Origin of the sequence: Burkholderia sp. HI2500, assembly GCF_002223055.1 — a bacterium.
Taxonomy (GTDB): domain Bacteria; phylum Pseudomonadota; class Gammaproteobacteria; order Burkholderiales; family Burkholderiaceae; genus Burkholderia.
This window is the reverse complement of record NZ_NKFL01000004.1, coordinates 1,352,980-1,369,873: the sequence shown is the minus strand read 5'-3', so window position 1 is coordinate 1,369,873 and position 16,894 is coordinate 1,352,980. Positions and strand designations below refer to the sequence as shown.

Genomic DNA, 16,894 nt, shown 5'->3' with positions numbered 1-16,894 from the left:
TGCACCGCACAACTTGATGGTGTTTCCGCTATTTTTTCGAATTATTCGTCTGTTTATTACAAACAGCTAAATGAAAAATGCGTGTTTCAGCGTGTTTTGGAAGCCAGGGATGGGCGGCGCTCCGCTGCCGGCGCGCGTCGCAGGTGGGCGGCCGGCCGTCGTTTGCAACGTACCGGCCGAGATGCTTGATCAGGCCCTATTCGGCCAGTTCGGCCAGCGTGGGAATCGACGGCTGCGCGCCCGCTCGGGTGACCGACAGTGCCGCGGCGCGTTGCGCGAAGCGGATGGCCGTATCGACGTCCGCGCCGGCCGCGAGCCGTGCGGAAAAGCCGCCGATGAAGGTATCGCCGGCCGCCGTCGTGTCGACGGCCTGCACGGCAGGCGCCGGATAATGCCGCGCCGCGCCATCGGCCGTCAGCGCCAGCACGCCGCGCGCGCCGAGCGTCACCAGCACGTTGCGCGCGCCGCCTGCCTGCAGCACGCGCGCGGCGGCTTCCGCCTCCGCCGGGTCGCGCACCGGCAGTGCGGTCAGCGCGGCGGCCTCGACCTCGTTCGGGATCAGGTAATCGACGAGCGGCAGCCAGCCGTCCGGCAGCGGTGCGACAGCCGGAGCCGGATTGAGCACCACGGTGCGGCCGAGCCGCCGCCCGGCCGACAGCGCCGCGAACACCGCGTCCGGCGGCGTCTCGAGCTGGCAGATCAGCACGTCGGCCGACGCCAGTGCGGCCTCGTGCCGGGCGACCGTCTCGGTCGTGACCTCGCCGTTGCCGCCCGCGACGATCACGATCGCGTTCTGGCTCGCATCGTCGACGACGATCAGCGCGACGCCGGTCGACGCCGACGCGCTCGTCGCGAGCCCCGCACAGTCGATCCCCTCGGCTTCGAGCCCCGTGCGCAGGGCCGTGCCGTGCGCATCCGCGCCGACGCAGCCGATCATCGCGACCTGCGCGCCGAGCCGGGCGGCCGCGACGGCCTGGTTGCCGCCCTTGCCGCCCGCCGCCTGCGCGAACGCATGACCGGCGAGCGTTTCGCCCGGCAGCGGCAGGCGCGGCGCGCGCACGACGAGATCCATGTTGAGGCTGCCGACCACCGTCACGCGGCCGGTGCCTGCCGCGGGCGCCGTCATGCGCGACCGCCGGAGGCCGGCGGCTCGCGATAGACCGCCGTCGATTCGCGCAGCACGAGGCGCGGCGACACGACGCGGCGGCGGCTCGGCACGGCGGTCGAGCCGCCGCCGATGCGCTCGATCAGCGTCTGCGCGGCCATTTCGCCGAGCGCGCGCACCGACTGGCCGACCGTCGACAGGGCCGGATACGTGTAGCGGGAGAATTCGATGTCGTCGAACCCGATGATCGAACAGTCGTCGGGCACGCGCATGCCGCGCTCGGCCGCCGCGCGCAGCGCGCCGACGCCCATCAGGTCGTTGCCCGCGAAGATCGCGCTCGGCCGCACCGATTCGAACAGCCGCGACGCCGCGTGATAACCGCCGAGGCACGAGAAGTCGCTTTCCGCGATCGCGCCCGGCACGATGTCGACCCCGCGCTCGGCCATCGCGCGGATGAAGCCATGCACGCGCATGGCGCTGACCGCCGTGTCGGTCGGCCCCGTGATGCAGCCGATCTTCGCGTGCCCGAGCTCGAGCAGGTGACGCGTCGCCAGGTACGCACCGCGCTCGTGGTCGATCTGCACGAGGTCGGCCGCGAGCCCCTCGATGTTGCGGTCGACGACGACGAGCGGCGCGTGGATATCCGCGAGCGTCTGAGCGAGCACCGCATCCTCGCCGGCCGATGCGACGATCAGCCCGTCGATGCGCTTTTCCTGCAGCACGCGCAGGTAGTTGCGCTGCTTGACGGGATCGTCGTCCGAGTTGCAGAAGAACACGCAATAGCCATTGGCCGCACACTGGTCCTCGATCCCGCGCGCAAGCTCGGCGAAGTACGGATTCGTGCTGTTCGGCACGACAAGGCCGATGGTCGCCGTCGCACGCGCCTTCAACGAGCGCGCCACGGCCGACGGCACGTAATTCAGCTCGCGGATTGCGCCCTCGACCTTCGCACGCACATCCGCGGACACCGGCCGCGAATTGTTCACCACGTGCGAGACGGTCGTAAACGACACGCCCGCCATGGCCGCCACATCCTTGATCGTCGCCATTTCCCGTTTCTCTCTGGTCTGTTCTGTCTGTCTTTCTACCGCACGCGGGTGCGCCGGCTGCGATACGTATCGAGCACGACCGCCACCACGATCACCGCGCCGGTGATGATCCGTTTCGTCGGCTCGTTCGCACCGATCTGCGCCAGCCCCGCGGCCAGCACGGAGATGATCAACACGCCGAAGAACGTGCTGATCACCGAGCCGCGCCCGCCCATCAGGCTCGTGCCGCCGATCACGACGGCGGCAATCACCTGCAGTTCGAGACCGACGCCCGCATTCGGGTCGGCCGCCTCGAGCCGCGAAATCTGGAACAACGACGCCAGCCCTGCGAGGGCGCCCATCAATGCGAATACGAGAATTTTATACGGCCTCGGGTTAACCCCTGCAAGTCGGACCGCTTCTTCGTTCGTGCCGATCCCGACGAGATAGCGTCCGAACACGGTGCGCGTCAGCACGAACTGGGCCGCGATCATCACCGCGACCGCGATCAGGAACGCCGGCGAGATGCCGAGCGTGATCGGGTTCGACAGGAAATCAAACGCGTCGCCGATGTAGGCCGTGCGCGAATTCGTCAGCTGGTATGCGAGGCCGCGCGCGGCCTCCAGCACGCCGAGCGACACGATGAACGACGGGATCCGCCAGCCGACGGTAACCGCGCCGGTCAGCGCACCCGTCGCGGTCGCGACCGCGATGCCGATCAGCGCGGCCGGCAGCGGCCCCCACTGCCATTTCAGCGCGGCGACGCTGACCATCGACGCGGCGAGCGCGAGCACCGAGCCGACCGACAGGTCGATCCCGGCGATGATCAGCACGAAGGTCATCCCGACCGACATCACGACGAGATCGGGAATCTGGTTCGCGATCGTGCTGAACGTATCGTAGGTCAGGAAATGCGAGCTCAGCACCGAAAACAGCGCAATCATCGCGGCGAGCGCACCGGCGAGCCCGAGGTAGTTCGACAGGCCGAGCCGCGTGCCGGACAGCGTGCGCGCACGGCGCCCCGTCACGTCCTGCTGCGCGCCTGCGTCGGTCGGGGTTACGGGAGGCTGGGTCATTGCGGTCGTCCTGTATTCGAAGTGCCGCGAGCAGCGCCTTGCGCCTGCCCCGCGTCCGGATGCTGCGCGCCGCCCGGCGGCGTCTCGCGGCCGAAGCCGGCGAACGCCGCGGCCAGCAGCGCATCCTGGGTCCAGTTGCCGCGCTCGAACACGGCGGTCATGCGCCCGGCCGACATCACGCCGATCCGGTCGCAGATCAGCATCAGCTCGCGCAGGTCGCTCGACACGACGACGAGCGCGCGGCCTTCGCGCGCGAGCGCGCCCATCAAAGTGTAGATCTCGAACTTTGCGCCGACGTCGATCCCGCGCGTCGGCTCGTCGAACAGCAGCACGCCCATGTCGCGTGCGAGCCAGCGGCCGATCACGACCTTCTGCTGGTTGCCGCCCGACAGCTCGCCGACCGCCTGCGTCGCGCCGTGCGTGCGGATCCGCAGCGCGTCGATCTGCTGCTCGGCGAGCGCCGTTTCGCGCGCGCCGTCGACGATCCCGCCGCGCGCGAGCCGGTCGAGCTGGCCGAGCGACACGTTCGCGGTGATCGACTGCGTCAGCAGCAGCCCTTCGCCCTTGCGATCCTCGGTGATCAGCGCGATGCCCTGCTTCACCGCCTCGACGGGCGAACCGATCCGCACCGGCTTCGGCGGCTGGCCGATCGCGATCGTCCCCGCGTCCGGCGCATCCGCGCCGTAGATCAGCCGCAACAGCTCGGTACGTCCCGCACCGATCAACCCAGAAATGCCGAAGATCTCGCCCGCGCGCACCTCGAGCGACACGTCGCGCACCGCCGTCCCGCGGCTGAGGCCCGACACGACGAGCCGCGGCGCGCCGATATGACGCTCGCCAAGATCGATGTGCTCGCCGATCTCGCGCCCGACCATCAGCGTGACCAGCCCGTCGGACGTCGTCGCCGCCATGTCGCCCGCATGGACGAGCCGGCCGTCGCGCAGCACTGCGACGCGCTCGGCGACCCGCGCGAGTTCCTCGAGCCGGTGCGAGATGTAGACGATCGCGACGCCGCGCGCCTTCAGCCGGTCGATCTGCTCGAACAGCAACTCGACTTCACGCGCGGTCAGCATCGCGGTCGGTTCGTCGAGAATCAGCACACGGCAGTCGCCGATCAGGTTGCGTGCGATCTCGACCATCTGCTGGTGGCCGATGCCGAGCGCGCCGACCGGCGTATCGGGATCGACCGCGTCGAGCCCGACCTGCGCCATCGCGGCCCGCGCATCGTCGCGCAGCCGCGCGCGATCGATGATCCCGAAGCGCCGCGGCAGGCGGTTCAGGAACAGGTTTTCGGCGACCGTCAGTGTCGGCAGCAGGTTCAGCTCCTGCATCACCATGCGCACGCCGAGTGCCTCGGCCTGCGTCCGGCTCGCCGGCGCATACGGCATGCCGCCGAGCTGCATCGTGCCGGCGGTCGGCTCGACGAGCCCGCCGATGATCTTCGACAGCGTGCTCTTGCCGGCGCCGTTCTCGCCCGTCAACGCGAGCGCGTGGCCCGCCTCGAGCGTCAGCGTGACGTCGGCGAGCACGGGTTCGGCATAGGTCTTGCCGACGCCGGAGACGGACAGCACGGGAGCGGCTGCGCGGGAGGGTTGGAAAGTCGGGTCCATCGCGATCCTGGTTGCGGCCGCGCGCACGCGGCGCGCGGGTGTGACGCTCACAAGTGCATGTGCATGCAGTGGCCGTGATCGCGCTCACCCCGGATAACGGCCGCCGCGCCCGATTCTTGAGGGCGGCGGCCGCATCGGGGCCGCGTCACTTCGTCACGAGATCCACCGGCGTCTCGACCACGCCCGACATGTCGGCCTGCTTGCGATGCTCCGCAATCGCCTTGAGCGCCGTGTCGATACCGAACACGGCCTGCTTCGCCGCGTACTGATCGGCGGTCGCGAGCACGCGGCCGTCCTTCAGCATCGGCTTGATCGCGTTGATGTTGTCGTAGCCGACCACGAGCACCTTGCCCTGCTTGCCGGCCGCGCGCACGGCCGACACGGCGCCGATCGCCATGTTGTCGTTGCCGCACAGCAGCGCCTTCAGGTTCGGGTATTCGTTGAGCATCGCGGCGGCGACCGCATTGCCCTTGTCGATCTCCCATTCGCCGGACTGCACCGACACGACCTTCATCCCGCCCGCCTTCATCGCGTCCTGGAAGCCGGCCGTGCGCTGCTGCGCATTGGTCGTCGTCGACACGCCTTCGACGATGCCGACCTGGTCGCCCGCCTTCAGCCGCTTCGCGAGGTAATCGCCGATCTTGCGCGCGCCCTTGCGGTTGTCCGGGCCGACGAACGGCACGTTCAGGTTCTTCGATTTCAGCACGTCGGGATCGAGCCGGTTGTCGATGTTCACGACGACGATGCCGGCGTCGACCGCCTTCTTCACGACCGGCACGAGCGCCTTCGAATCGGCCGGCGCGAGCACGATCGCGTCGACCTTCGACACGATCATCTGCTCGACGATGCGGATCTGGTTCGCGGTGTCGGTTTCGTCCTTGATGCCGTTGGTGATCAGGTCGAACTGGCCCGCGTTGTGTTTCTGGTATTCCTTCGCGCCCGTTTCCATCGTCAGGAAGAACTCGTTGGCGAGCGACTTCATCACGAGCGCGACCTTCGGCTTGGCTGCCGATTGCGCGTGGACGGCCGGTGCGGCGGCGACCGCGACGGCGGCGAGCGCGGCGGTCAGGAAGCGACGGCGAAAGAGGACATTCATACTCATCTCCTGGCGACCGGCCCCTAAGGGCCGGACTATTGTTCGACTGTTGTTTTAATGTGAGCAAACGTTTGCGCCACACTACCCGGGCAATGGCCATCGATGCTGCTGTCGGTACCACGGAATGGAAGCGAGGCAGACGGCCGACTGCCTGGCGCGTGCTGTCGTTTACGCGCCGCCGCCGGCGGGACGCCGGCGGAGTGAAGGCTATGCTGTACCGATTCGCGTCGGTGTGCAACCTGTCTGATCAATATTTAAGGGTTTATTCGGAGCGCGAGTCACGCCGGGCCCCGCGGCGCCGGTTCGTCCTCATCGGCCGACGGCGGCTCGCCGAAGCGGTTTGCATGCGGCGTGCCGGCGATGAAGCCGTTCATCACGAACAACGCGAGCGCGCCGACGATCGGCACGAACAGCAGCAGCATCCACCATCCCGACTTGTCGATGTCGTGCAGCCGCTTCACGCCGACCGCAATCGACGACCACACCGCGACGACCGCGATGACGACGGCCACCAGCATCACCAGCGGCGGCAGATCGTCTTCCGGCGCACCGCGGGAACCCGCATCGAAAATCGCGCTGAGCACCGTGGAAACCAGCGCGTAGATCCACCACGGCAGGCGCTCGATCCGGCCTTCGAACGAAAAGAGAAGCCATTTCAGATTCATTGTTTACCTCTTCGTCACGCGTGTTGCGTGCTGCGCGGTAGGTCTCCGAGCGTGCCGGGACCGGCGATCCATGTGCGTTGTTTCTTGAAGGCGGACGGGCTGCCGGCTTTGCCTTTCGCACTTCGTTCCGGTGTTTCGCGTTGCATCGCTGGTGCGATCCGGCCGGCAGGATGGCGACCAACGGACGGCCCGAGCGCACGTCACCCGGCATTCACGCGCATTGAATCACATTTGCCGGCCAATGGATCGCTCGATATGGCAGATGGCCGAACCCGAAACGAGGCGTACACGCGCACCCTCTTGTTCTTGTCGTTGGGTCGGCAAGCGAATACATGTCGTTCGCCGCGCGCGGCGAAGAATCGGACGGAAACCGCGATGGCGGTCGATGATACGGTGAGTCGAATCACCCAGGCAGCGGCAAATCGCCTGCCGCTGCCCAATACATGACGACCCGCGCCGGTATGTCGCGCCATCCGCGGTGAGCGCGCGGATGACGCGCGACGCGCTGCCGTCAAACGGCTTCGCGCAACAGCCCCGCGATTTCCGCTTCGTTCAGATGCGGCGCGAACATCTCGATCAGCCGGTACGCATACGCGCGCAGGAACGCGCCCTTGCGCAGCCCGACCCGCGTCGTACTCGCTTCGAACAGGTGCTGCGTATCGAGCGCGACGAGCCCCGTGTCGCGCTGCGGATCGTAGGCCATCGCCGCGACCACGCCGATCCCCATGCCGAGCTCGACATAGGTCTTGATCACGTCCGCGTCGATCGCGGTCAGCACGACGTCGGGCACGGCGCCCGCCTGCGTGAACGCCTGGTCGATGTGCGAGCGGCCCGTGAAGTCCTGGTCGTACGTGATGATCGGGTACTCGGCGATTTCCTCGAGCGTCAGGTTCTCGCGGCCGACGAGCGGATGGCCCTTCGGCACGACGACCGTGTGGTGCCACGAATAGCACGGGAACGTGACGATGTCCGGATAGCGGTCGAGCGCTTCGGTCGAAATGCCGAGATCGGCCTCGCCGTTCAAAATCATCTGCGCGATCTGCTGCGGGCTGCCCTGGCGCAGCGCGAGATGCACCTTCGGGAACACGTCGGTGAACTGGCGGATCACCTTCGGCAGCGCGTAGCGCGCCTGCGTGTGCGTCGTCGCGACGACGAGGTGGCCGCTGTCCTGGTCGGCGAACTGGCGCGCGACGCGGCGCAGGTTCTCGGCGTCGAGCAGCATCCGCTCGATCAGCTGGTGCACGGCCTTGCCGGGCTCCGTGAGCCCCGTCAGCCGCTTGCCGCGCCGGATGAAGATGTCGACGCCCAGCTCATCCTCGAGATCCTTGATCTGCTTCGACACGCCCGACTGCGACGTGTACAGCACGTTCGCGACTTCCGTCAGGTTCATGTTCTGGCGCACCGCTTCGCGCACGAACCGCAATTGCTGAAAATTCATGGGTATGCCTCTTAGGCTGTCGTTGTTTGATTGTCGATTCCGAGCGTATCCCGCCCCCTGCCCTGCATTTTCTCGTCAACGCGCGGGAAACACACGCACCGCGCGCGGCACCGCCGTCGCACCGTCGCCGACCTGCAGCGACAGCGCCCGCCATGCATCGCGATCGAGTTCGGCCTCGAGCGCGCCACCCGCGCGCGCCTCGAGCTCCACGCGCACCGAGCCGCCCAGCGGGATCACGCGGCGCACGTCCACCGCGATGCCGTCGCGGTGCCCTGCTTCGCCAACCGGCCACAGCTGCAGGTCGTGCGGGCGCACATAGGCGTTCGCGGGGCCGGCGAAATCGGCGTCGACCTTGATCGGCGCGGCCGCCCCCTCGGCGACGAAGCCACGCCCGGCGACCGTGCCCGGCAACCGGTTGGCCGCGCCGAGGAATTCGTAGACGAATGCGCTCTGCGGATGATCGTAGACGTCCTGCGGGCTGCCGACCTGCTCGACGTGGCCGCGGTTCAGCACGACGATGCGGTCCGCGACTTCCAGCGCCTCCTCCTGGTCGTGCGTGACGAAGATCGTCGAGATGTGCAGGTCGTCGTGCAGACGACGCAGCCAGCCGCGCAGCTCCTTGCGGACCTTCGCGTCGAGCGCGCCGAACGGCTCGTCGAGCAGCAGCACCTTCGGCTCGACCGCGAGCGCCCGGGCGAGCGCGATACGCTGGCGCTGGCCGCCCGACAGCTCGGACGGATAGCGCTGCGCGAGCCAGTCGAGCTGCACGAGCTTGAGCAGTTCGTGCACCTTCTCGCGGATCGCGGCTTCCGACGGCCGCTCGCGGCGCGGCTTCACGCGCAGCCCGAATGCGACGTTCTCGAACACCGTCATGTGGCGGAACAGCGCGTAGTGCTGGAACACGAAACCGACCTGGCGGTCGCGTGCGCCGACCGATGCCACGTCGAGCCCCTGCAGCACGACCTGGCCGGCATCCGCGTGCTCGAGGCCCGCGATCACGCGCAGCAGCGTGGTCTTGCCGCAGCCGGACGGCCCGAGCAGCGCGACCAGCTCGCCCGGCGGGAAGTCGAGCGATACGTTGTCGAGCGCCGTGAAATCGCCGAAGCGCTTCTGAAGGTTACGGACGGTGATACCCATTCTGGTTGCCTCTTTACGATTTCGACGAAACGGCGCCGACGGGGCCGGCATGTGCGGGAACGGCGTCGTGCGCGTCGGCCAGTTCGGCCGCCAGATGACGCTCGGCGATCAGCTTCAGCGCGAGCGTGACGAGCGCGAGCAGCGCCAGCACCGACGCCACCGCGAACGCCGCCGCGAAGTTGTATTCGTTGTATAGGATCTCCACGTGCAGCGGCATCGTGTCGGTCACGCCGCGGATGTGGCCGGACACGACCGACACCGCGCCGAACTCGCCCATCGCGCGCGCATTGCACAGGATCACGCCGTACAGCAGGCCCCACCTCACGTTCGGCAGCGTCACGCGACGGAAGATCTGCCAGCCCGACGCGCCGAGCACGCGCGCGGCTTCTTCCTCGTCGGTGCCTTGCGCCTGCATCAGCGGAATCAGCTCGCGCGCGACGAACGGGAACGTGACGAAGATCGTCGCGAGCACGATGCCCGGCACCGCGAAAATGATCTGCACGTCGTGATCCTGCAGCCACGGCCCGAACCAGCCCTGCGCGCCGAACAGCAGCACGTACACGAGGCCCGAGATCACCGGCGACACCGAGAACGGCAGGTCGATCAGCGTCGTCAGCAGCGCCTTGCCGCGGAATTCGAACTTCGCGATCGCCCACGATGCGCACACGCCGAACACGAGGTTCAACGGCACCGCGATCACGGCGACGGTCAGTGTCAGCTTGATCGCCGACCACGCATCGGGATCGGCCAGCGATTCGAAATAGAAGCCGACGCCCTTGCGCAGCGCCTCGACGAACACCGCGGCGAGCGGCACGACGAGGAAAAACGCGAGGAACGCCAGCGCGATGCCCGTGAGCAGCCAGCGCACGACGCGCGACTCGCTGACGGGGTCGAGCCGCTTCGTGGCACGCGCGGCCGGCGACGGGGTTTTCAGCACGACGGTGGCCTCCTGGCTCATTGCTGGCCTCCTGCTGCTACGGCGACGGTGGCGGGCGCCGGGCCGCTCGCGCCCTTGCTCGTACGACGCTGCAGATACCACTGCAGCGTGTTGATCAGCAGCAGCATCAGGAACGACACGACCAGCATCACGACCGCCAGCGCGGTCGCGCCCGCGTAGTCGTACTGCTCGAGCTTAGTGATGATGAGCAGCGACGTGATCTCGGATTTCATCGGCACGTTGCCGGCGATGAAGATCACCGAGCCGTATTCGCCGAGCGCGCGTGCGAACGCGAGCGCGAAACCGGTGAGGAGCGCCGGCAGCACGGCCGGCAGCACGACGCGGCGGAACGTCAGCCAGCGCGACGCGCCGAGGCATGCGGCGGCCTCCTCCTGCTCGCGCTCGAAATCCTCGAGCACCGGCTGCACCGTGCGCACGACGAACGGCAGCCCGATGAAGGTCAGCGCGACCAGCACACCGGCCGGCGTGAACGCGATCTTGATGCCGAGCGGCGCGAGATACTGGCCGACCCAGCCGTTGGTCGCGTAAACGGCCGCGAGCGAAATGCCGGCGACCGACGTCGGGAGCGCAAACGGCAAATCGACGACCGCATCGACGAGGCGCTTGAACGGAAACGTGTAGCGCACCAGAACCCAGGCGACAAGAAAGCCGAACACGGCGTTGATCAGCGCGCCGCCGAGCGCGGCGGAGAACGTCAGCCGGTACGACGCGAGCACGCGCGGCGACGTGACGGCGGTGACGAACTGGTCCCACGACAGCGTCGCGGTCTTCAGGAACGTGGCGGCGAGCGGTATCAGCACCACGAGGCTCAAATAGGCCACCGTGATGCCTAGCGTCACGCCGAAACCGGGCAGCGCGCTCGGCTTGCGAAAGGTGTACGTCGTCATCGGATGCTCTTGCTGGGTCGATGCTGCTCATGGGTCCGACGCAAACGCCGGCGCAGTGAATCGCGCCGGCGGCCCGTCGGGGATGCGGCGCGCTATCGTGGCGCGCCGCTGTCGTTATGGCGTTACTGCGGCTTGTAGATCGAATCGAACACGCCGCCGTCCGCAAAATGCGTCTTCTGCGCATTCGTCCAGCCGCCGAAGGTATCGTCGACCGTGTACAGCTTCAGCTTCGGGAACTGCTTCGTCAGCTCCGCCGGCACGTTCTTCGAACGCGGCCGGTAGTAGTTGCGCGCCGCGATCTCCTGGCCCTGCGGGCTGTACAGGAAGTTCAGGTACGCATCGGCCAGCTTGCGCGTGCCCTTCTTGTCGACCACCTTGTCCACCACCGCGACGGGCGGCTCGGCCAGGATGCTCACCGACGGCACGACGATCTCGAACTTGTCGGTGCCGAATTCCTTGACCGACAGGAATGCCTCGTTTTCCCATGCGATCAGCACGTCGCCGATCCCGCGTTGCACGAAGCTCGTGGTCGCGCCGCGCGCGCCCGAATCGAGCACGCCTGCGTTCTTGTAGAGCTTCGTGACGAATTCCTTCGCCGTCTGCTCGTTGCCGCCCGGCTTGTGCACCGCATACGCCCATGCGGCCAGGTAGTTCCAGCGCGCGCCGCCCGACGTCTTCGGATTCGGCGTGACGATCGAGATGCCCGGCTTGGTCAGGTCGTCCCAGTCCTTGATCCCCTTCGGATTGCCCTTGCGCACCAGGAACACGATCGTCGACGTGTACGGCGACGCGTTGTCGGGCAGGCGCTTCTGCCAGTCCTTGTTGACGAGCCCCTTGTTCGCGAGCGCATCGATGTCGTACGCGAGCGCCAGCGTGACGACGTCGGCCTGCAGGCCGTCGAGCACCGAGCGCGCCTGCGCGCCCGAACCGCCGTGCGACTGCTTGAAGTTGACGGTCTCGCCCGTCTTCGCCTTCCACTCCTTGCCGAACGCCTGGTTGAAGTCCTGATACAGCTCGCGCGTCGGGTCGTACGACACGTTCAGGAAGGTCGTATCGGCCTGTGCGTGCGTCGCGACGCCCAGCGCCGCCGCCGCGCCCAGCGCGAGTGTTGCGATCAGGCGGCCCACTCCGCCCACCAGCCCCGTATTGCGCTTGCCCATCCTTGGTTCTCCAGTGTTGTCGGTATTGCGATGTCGGGCCAGTCTAACGAACGGGTTACATGATTAAAAATAATCGTTCCTTATTTTTTAATACTCAAAAGTGCTAACGCAGACGGGATGGACGGTTGTGGCAGATGAACCGGCGTCCGGGCGTCGTGAAATCGCGTCGGAACCGGCGCGATCGCGTCGAACCTCACGTAACACTTGAAATTCGCGGACTACTGTATAAAAATACAGCTCACTGTCTATCCATACAGTTGAGCCATGACCAAACTCACCGCCCGTCAGCAGCAAGTGTTCGACTTGATCCGTCGCGCGATCGAGCGCTCCGGATTCCCGCCCACCCGTGCCGAGATCGCGGCCGAACTGGGCTTCAGTTCGCCGAATGCGGCCGAGGAGCACCTGCGCGCGCTGGCGCGCAAGGGTGTGATCGAGCTGGCCGCCGGCGCGTCGCGCGGCATCCGCCTGCTCGGCATCGACGATGCCCCGCACCAGTTCACGTTGCCGCACGCCGCCCTGATGCAGTTGTCGCTGCCGCTCGTCGGCCGCGTCGCGGCCGGTAGCCCGATCCTTGCGCAGGAGCACATCTCGCAGCATTACGCGTGCGATCCCGCGCTGTTCTCCAGCAAGCCCGATTACCTGCTGAAAGTGCGCGGCCTGTCGATGCGCGACGCCGGCATCCTCGACGGCGACCTCCTCGCCGTGCAGAAGCGCACGGAAGCGAAGGACGGCCAGATCATCGTCGCGCGTCTCGGCGACGACGTCACGGTCAAGCGCCTGATGCGCCGGCCTGGCGGTCTCGAGCTGATCGCGGAGAACCCCGATTACGAAAACATCTTCGTCAAGGCCGGCAGCGCGGAATTCGCGCTGGAAGGCATCGCCGTCGGGCTGATTCGCTCGGGCGAACTCTGACATTCCGTCTCGCTGAGGAGAACATCATGGAACGCCTTGCCCGTCTGCTGCCTTTCCGTCAATTCGGCCGCCTGCGTCACCTGCGCGGCCGCACGCCCTGCGCACCGCTGTCCGCGGCGGCGCCTGTGCAAGAAGAAGTCGCAGTCGAACGGCAGGCGTCCCTGCTGCCGTCGGCGCTCCCCGCTTTCGCGCGGGTATCGCTGAACGCCGGCCTGAATCACGCCGAACCCGCGCGCCGTGCACCGGTGCGCGTCTATCACGGCCGTTCGCGCCTGATCATGGTCGGCACGATCGATGCCGTATGCCGGATGATCGATCGCTGCATCGCAGAGGAACGATCGGCCACGCCCGGCGGTCTCTGATTGCGGAACATCCCCGCACCGGAGGCAACGTGACCGGATCTTCGGGCCGCGCATGGCGGCTCAAGCCCCTTCTGATCGTCGTGCTGGCCGTCGCCATCGTTACGGCGATCGGCTATGCCTACGCATCGCCGTACGTCGCGCTCGGTCGCCTGAAATCGGCGATCGATGCGCGCGATGCACAGGCCATCAGTGAATATGTCGATTTCCCGTCGCTGCGCATCAGCCTGAAGCAGCAGGTCACGGAAGAGTTGATGCGCCGGATCGACGCGGTGAAGAAGAACAATCCGTTCGCGGTGATCGGTGCGCTGATCGGGTCGGCACTGATCGGCCCGCTGGTCGATGCGTACGCGACCCCGGAAGGCGTAGCCGCGCTGATGAGCGGATTGCCACCGCGTGGCAATCCAGGAGAGCGCCCACCTGAATGGTCGAATCTGCCGCCAGGCAGCAATACGCCGGCGGCGCCGGCGGCCAATCCGGCTCCACCGGCAAGCGCAGCCGCTCCGGGTAGCAACACGGCCTCTACGGCTGCGTCATCGGCACCACCCGCCGCTGCCGCACCGGCCAGCCCGGTCGATGCAACGCATGTGCCGCACCAGCAGCAAACCAGCGCCGGTTACCGGAATATCGATGAATTCGTCGTGACCTACCAGCGCAGTGCCGACGGCACGCGCTATGCGGCGATATTCCACCGCTTCGGCCTGTTCTCGTGGAAGTTGTCCGCGATCGACCTGCGCGCTTGACCGGTTTTGAGTGGCCGCGGTCAGCGCCCGCCCGACGGACGTGGCCGACGCCCGACCGGCGCGATTCGCCGGTCAGGCAGTCATCGAATCATTGGATCATTTGCCGTTCGCCGTGGCCGCTTCACGCTCCCGCGCGATTTCTTCCTTCTGCTCCTGCGCCGACGAACACGCAACCAGAATGCTGCAGTTCACGCGATCGAGCAGTTGCGTGTTGCCCGACCCCATCCACCATCTGGACAACCCGCTACGGCACCGATGGCCGACGACGACGAGGTCGGCCTTCAGCTCCGTCGCAAGATTCGCGATTTCGTCGATCGGATAGCCGAACGCGAAATGGCCTTCGGCCTGCACGCCGCGCTCGCGCAGCCAGTTCACCCCTTCCTGCAGGATTTCACGCGCGGTTTCCTCGAACCGGCCACATGCGACGTCGGTCAGCAAACCCGCGCTCTGTGCAATGCTCGAGCGCATGTCGACCACCGACAGCAAATGCGTCTCGGCCTTCAGATCCATCGCGAGATTGGCGCCGCAACGCAGTGCCTTGCGTCCTTCGAGCGTGCCGTCGTAACACAGCAAAATCTTGTTGTAGCTAGCCATGAAACCTCCCTGTCACAACACCGAGCCTACGCATTCATCATGGTGCGCCGCAATTCAGGACGCAAGGGATGGAAAACGCTGATTCGCCCCGCTCGGCTCGTGCGCGATGATGCAGTGCACGATCGGTGCGACCATGCATCGCACCGTGCAGGCATGCCCTGAAGAGACGCAGCCGATGCACTAGAATGGCCCGTTCGTACTCCAGCGGGCCATCAGGCGCCGGCGTCGTGCGCTTCGGTCATGCCCGTGTGACACGCAATCGTCCGATCGGTTCGTCAACCGGCCACGCATCCGGCAGCGGAACGCTTCCGCGCCGCCTACAACGACAACATGCCCATGTCCGTTGCACCGATCGATTTCCGGAACGTCGAGAAGCACTATGGCGACAAGCTCGTCGTCAACGGCCTGTCCTTCACCGTCCAGGCCGGCGAATGCTACGGCCTGCTCGGGCCGAACGGCGCCGGCAAGACCACCACGCTGAAAATGCTGCTCGGCCTCACGCATCCCGATGCAGGCACCATTTCGCTCTGCGGCGAACCGGTTCCATCGCGTGCGCGGCATGCGCGCCAGCGCGTCGGGGTCGTCCCGCAGTTCGACAATCTCGACCCCGACTTCACCGTGCGCGAGAACCTGCTCGTCTTCAGCCGCTACTTCGGCATGTCGGCGCAGGCCGCGCACGCGCTCGTGAAGCCGCTGCTCGAATTCGCGAAGCTCGAGAACAAGGCCGATGCGAAGGTCGGCGAGCTGTCGGGCGGCATGAAGCGCCGCCTGACGCTCGCGCGCGCGCTCGTCAACGATCCGGACGTGCTGGTGCTCGACGAGCCGACGACGGGCCTCGACCCGCAGGCGCGTCACCTCATGTGGGAGCGGCTGCGCTCGCTGCTCGCGCGCGGCAAGACGATCCTGATCACCACGCACTTCATGGAAGAAGCCGAGCGCCTGTGCGACCGCCTGTGCGTGATCGAGGAAGGCCGCAAGATCGCCGAAGGCGCGCCGCACGCGCTGATCGAATCGGAGATCGGCTGCGACGTGATCGAGATCTACGGGCCCGATCCGGCCACGCTGCGTGACGAGCTGTCGGCGTTCGCGAAGCACACCGAGATCAGCGGCGAGACGCTGTTCTGCTACGTGAGCGATCCGGAACCGCTGAGCGCGCGACTCAAGGGTCGCACGGGGTTGCGCTATCTGCATCGCCCGGCCAATCTTGAAGATGTGTTCCTGCGGCTCACCGGCCGCGAAATGCAGGACTGATCGATCATGGATGTCCGCAACTATTCGACCGCCGCACCGTCGGCACCGCCGCGCGTGTCGCGCTTCGCGATTGCGATGCCCGCGAACGCGACCAACTGGATCGCCGTCTGGCGGCGCAACTATCTCGTCTGGCGCAAGCTCGCGCTCGCGTCGATGTTCGGCAATCTTGCCGATCCGATGATCTATCTGTTCGGGCTGGGGTTCGGGCTCGGGCTGATGCTCGGCCATGTCGACGGCGTGTCGTATATCGCGTTCCTCGCGGCCGGCACGGTCGGGTCGAGCGTGATGATGTCCGCGAGCTTCGAGTCGATGTATTCGGGGTTCTCGCGCATGCACGTGCAGCGCACGTGGGAAGCGATCATGCATACGCCGCTCGCGCTCGGCGACATCGTGCTCGGCGAGATCGTTTGGGGAGCCAGCAAGGCGATGCTGTCGGGGGCCGCGATCATGCTCGTCGCGGGGGCGCTCGGCTATGCGCAGTTTCCGTCGATGCTCGCGGCGCTGCCCGTGATCGTGCTCGCAGGCCTCGCGTTTGCCAGCATCGCGATGATCGTCACGGCGCTCGCGCCGTCCTACGATTTCTTCATGTTTTATCAGACGCTCGTGCTGACGCCGATGCTGCTGCTGTCGGGCGTGTTCTTCCCGATCACGCAGTTGCCGCCGATCGCGCAACACGCGGCGCAGGCGCTGCCGCTCGCGAATGCCGTCGAGCTGATCCGGCCCGCGATGCTCGGCCGGCCGGCAACCGACGTCGCGCTGCATGTCGCGGTGCTCGCCGGTTACGCGGTCGGCGGATTCCTGCTGTCCGCGTGGCTGTTCCGGCGGCGGATGATGCGCTGACGGCCGGCGCACGGGCGCCGGCTTCCTGCGACGAC

At 66.9% G+C, this 16,894-nt stretch carries 17 protein-coding genes; 5 read left to right on the top strand and 12 right to left on the bottom strand.

The genetic code is table 11. The features are described 5' to 3' along the window. Positions 1–196: 196 nt before the first annotated feature. From rbsK to CFB45_RS09135, 11 genes are all read right to left on the bottom strand, one after another. On the bottom strand, positions 197–1,126 hold the full coding sequence (gene rbsK / locus CFB45_RS09185) for a ribokinase (RefSeq protein WP_089425355.1): 930 nt from the start codon (positions 1,124–1,126) through the stop codon (positions 197–199). Continuing rightward, complete coding sequence (locus CFB45_RS09180) at positions 1,123–2,154, bottom strand: LacI family DNA-binding transcriptional regulator (protein WP_039358736.1); 1,032 nt, start codon at positions 2,152–2,154, stop codon at positions 1,123–1,125. The genes rbsK and CFB45_RS09180 overlap by 4 nt, the downstream gene beginning before the upstream one ends. A gap of 35 nt (positions 2,155–2,189) precedes the next feature. Beyond that, the gene (locus CFB45_RS09175) at positions 2,190–3,209 is read right to left on the bottom strand and encodes an ABC transporter permease (protein ID WP_089425354.1); all 1,020 of its coding nucleotides are present in this window, start codon (positions 3,207–3,209) and stop codon (positions 2,190–2,192) included. After that, entirely contained in the window at positions 3,206–4,819 is a 1,614-nt protein-coding gene (locus CFB45_RS09170; RefSeq protein WP_089425353.1) for a sugar ABC transporter ATP-binding protein, read from the bottom strand. The genes CFB45_RS09175 and CFB45_RS09170 overlap by 4 nt, the downstream gene beginning before the upstream one ends. Positions 4,820–4,964: 145 nt before the next feature. Further along, the gene (locus CFB45_RS09165) at positions 4,965–5,915 is read right to left on the bottom strand and encodes a sugar ABC transporter substrate-binding protein (RefSeq protein ID WP_089425352.1); all 951 of its coding nucleotides are present in this window, start codon (positions 5,913–5,915) and stop codon (positions 4,965–4,967) included. Between the two features lie 278 nt (positions 5,916–6,193). Further along, entirely contained in the window at positions 6,194–6,580 is a 387-nt protein-coding gene (locus CFB45_RS09160; protein WP_089425351.1) for a DUF805 domain-containing protein, read from the bottom strand. 511 nt (positions 6,581–7,091) lie between these two features. Further along, positions 7,092–8,018, bottom strand: coding sequence for a CysB family HTH-type transcriptional regulator (locus tag CFB45_RS09155; RefSeq protein ID WP_006484201.1), 927 nt, complete (start codon positions 8,016–8,018; stop codon positions 7,092–7,094). A gap of 75 nt (positions 8,019–8,093) precedes the next feature. Then, positions 8,094–9,155 carry a sulfate/molybdate ABC transporter ATP-binding protein gene (locus tag CFB45_RS09150; RefSeq protein WP_089425350.1) on the bottom strand — a complete coding sequence of 354 codons (1,062 nt, stop codon included), beginning with the start codon at positions 9,153–9,155 and terminating at the stop codon, positions 8,094–8,096. Between the two features lie 13 nt (positions 9,156–9,168). Beyond that, positions 9,169–10,113, bottom strand: coding sequence for a sulfate ABC transporter permease subunit CysW (gene cysW / locus CFB45_RS09145; RefSeq protein WP_089425349.1), 945 nt, complete (start codon positions 10,111–10,113; stop codon positions 9,169–9,171). Further along, the gene (cysT, locus tag CFB45_RS09140) at positions 10,110–11,000 is read right to left on the bottom strand and encodes a sulfate ABC transporter permease subunit CysT (RefSeq protein ID WP_089425348.1); all 891 of its coding nucleotides are present in this window, start codon (positions 10,998–11,000) and stop codon (positions 10,110–10,112) included. Before cysT ends, cysW begins: the two co-directional genes overlap by 4 nt. Before the next feature lie 122 nt (positions 11,001–11,122). Beyond that, positions 11,123–12,160: a sulfate ABC transporter substrate-binding protein gene (locus CFB45_RS09135; protein ID WP_011351893.1), complete on the bottom strand. Its 1,038-nt coding sequence runs from the start codon at positions 12,158–12,160 to the stop codon at positions 11,123–11,125. Positions 12,161–12,424: 264 nt separating this feature from the next. On the opposite strand from CFB45_RS09135, the gene lexA reads away from it, so the two are divergent. From lexA to CFB45_RS09120, 3 genes are read left to right on the top strand one after another with little or no spacing between them, the layout of a single operon-like run. Then, positions 12,425–13,072: a transcriptional repressor LexA gene (gene lexA / locus CFB45_RS09130; RefSeq protein ID WP_089425347.1), complete on the top strand. Its 648-nt coding sequence runs from the start codon at positions 12,425–12,427 to the stop codon at positions 13,070–13,072. Positions 13,073–13,098: 26 nt separating this feature from the next. Then, a complete protein-coding gene (locus CFB45_RS09125) occupies positions 13,099–13,434 on the top strand; it encodes a hypothetical protein (RefSeq protein ID WP_006476078.1) in 336 nt (111 codons plus the stop codon). 29 nt (positions 13,435–13,463) lie between these two features. After that, positions 13,464–14,174, top strand: a complete 711-nt coding sequence (locus tag CFB45_RS09120; protein WP_089425346.1) for a DUF2939 domain-containing protein — start codon at positions 13,464–13,466, stop codon at positions 14,172–14,174. Positions 14,175–14,270: 96 nt separating this feature from the next. On the opposite strand, the gene CFB45_RS09115 is transcribed toward CFB45_RS09120, so the two are convergent. After that, the gene (locus CFB45_RS09115; protein ID WP_039358765.1) at positions 14,271–14,768 is read right to left on the bottom strand and encodes a universal stress protein; all 498 of its coding nucleotides are present in this window, start codon (positions 14,766–14,768) and stop codon (positions 14,271–14,273) included. 336 nt (positions 14,769–15,104) lie between these two features. Between CFB45_RS09115 and nodI the strand changes: the two genes are divergently transcribed. Both nodI and CFB45_RS09105 read left to right on the top strand, forming a co-directional pair. Next, the gene (gene nodI, locus CFB45_RS09110; RefSeq protein ID WP_244115410.1) at positions 15,105–16,019 is read left to right on the top strand and encodes a nodulation factor ABC transporter ATP-binding protein NodI; all 915 of its coding nucleotides are present in this window, start codon (positions 15,105–15,107) and stop codon (positions 16,017–16,019) included. 6 nt (positions 16,020–16,025) lie between these two features. Continuing rightward, positions 16,026–16,859 (top strand): ABC transporter permease, encoded by an 834-nt coding sequence (locus tag CFB45_RS09105; protein WP_089425344.1) that lies wholly within the window; start codon positions 16,026–16,028, stop codon positions 16,857–16,859. Positions 16,860–16,894 lie beyond the last annotated feature (35 nt).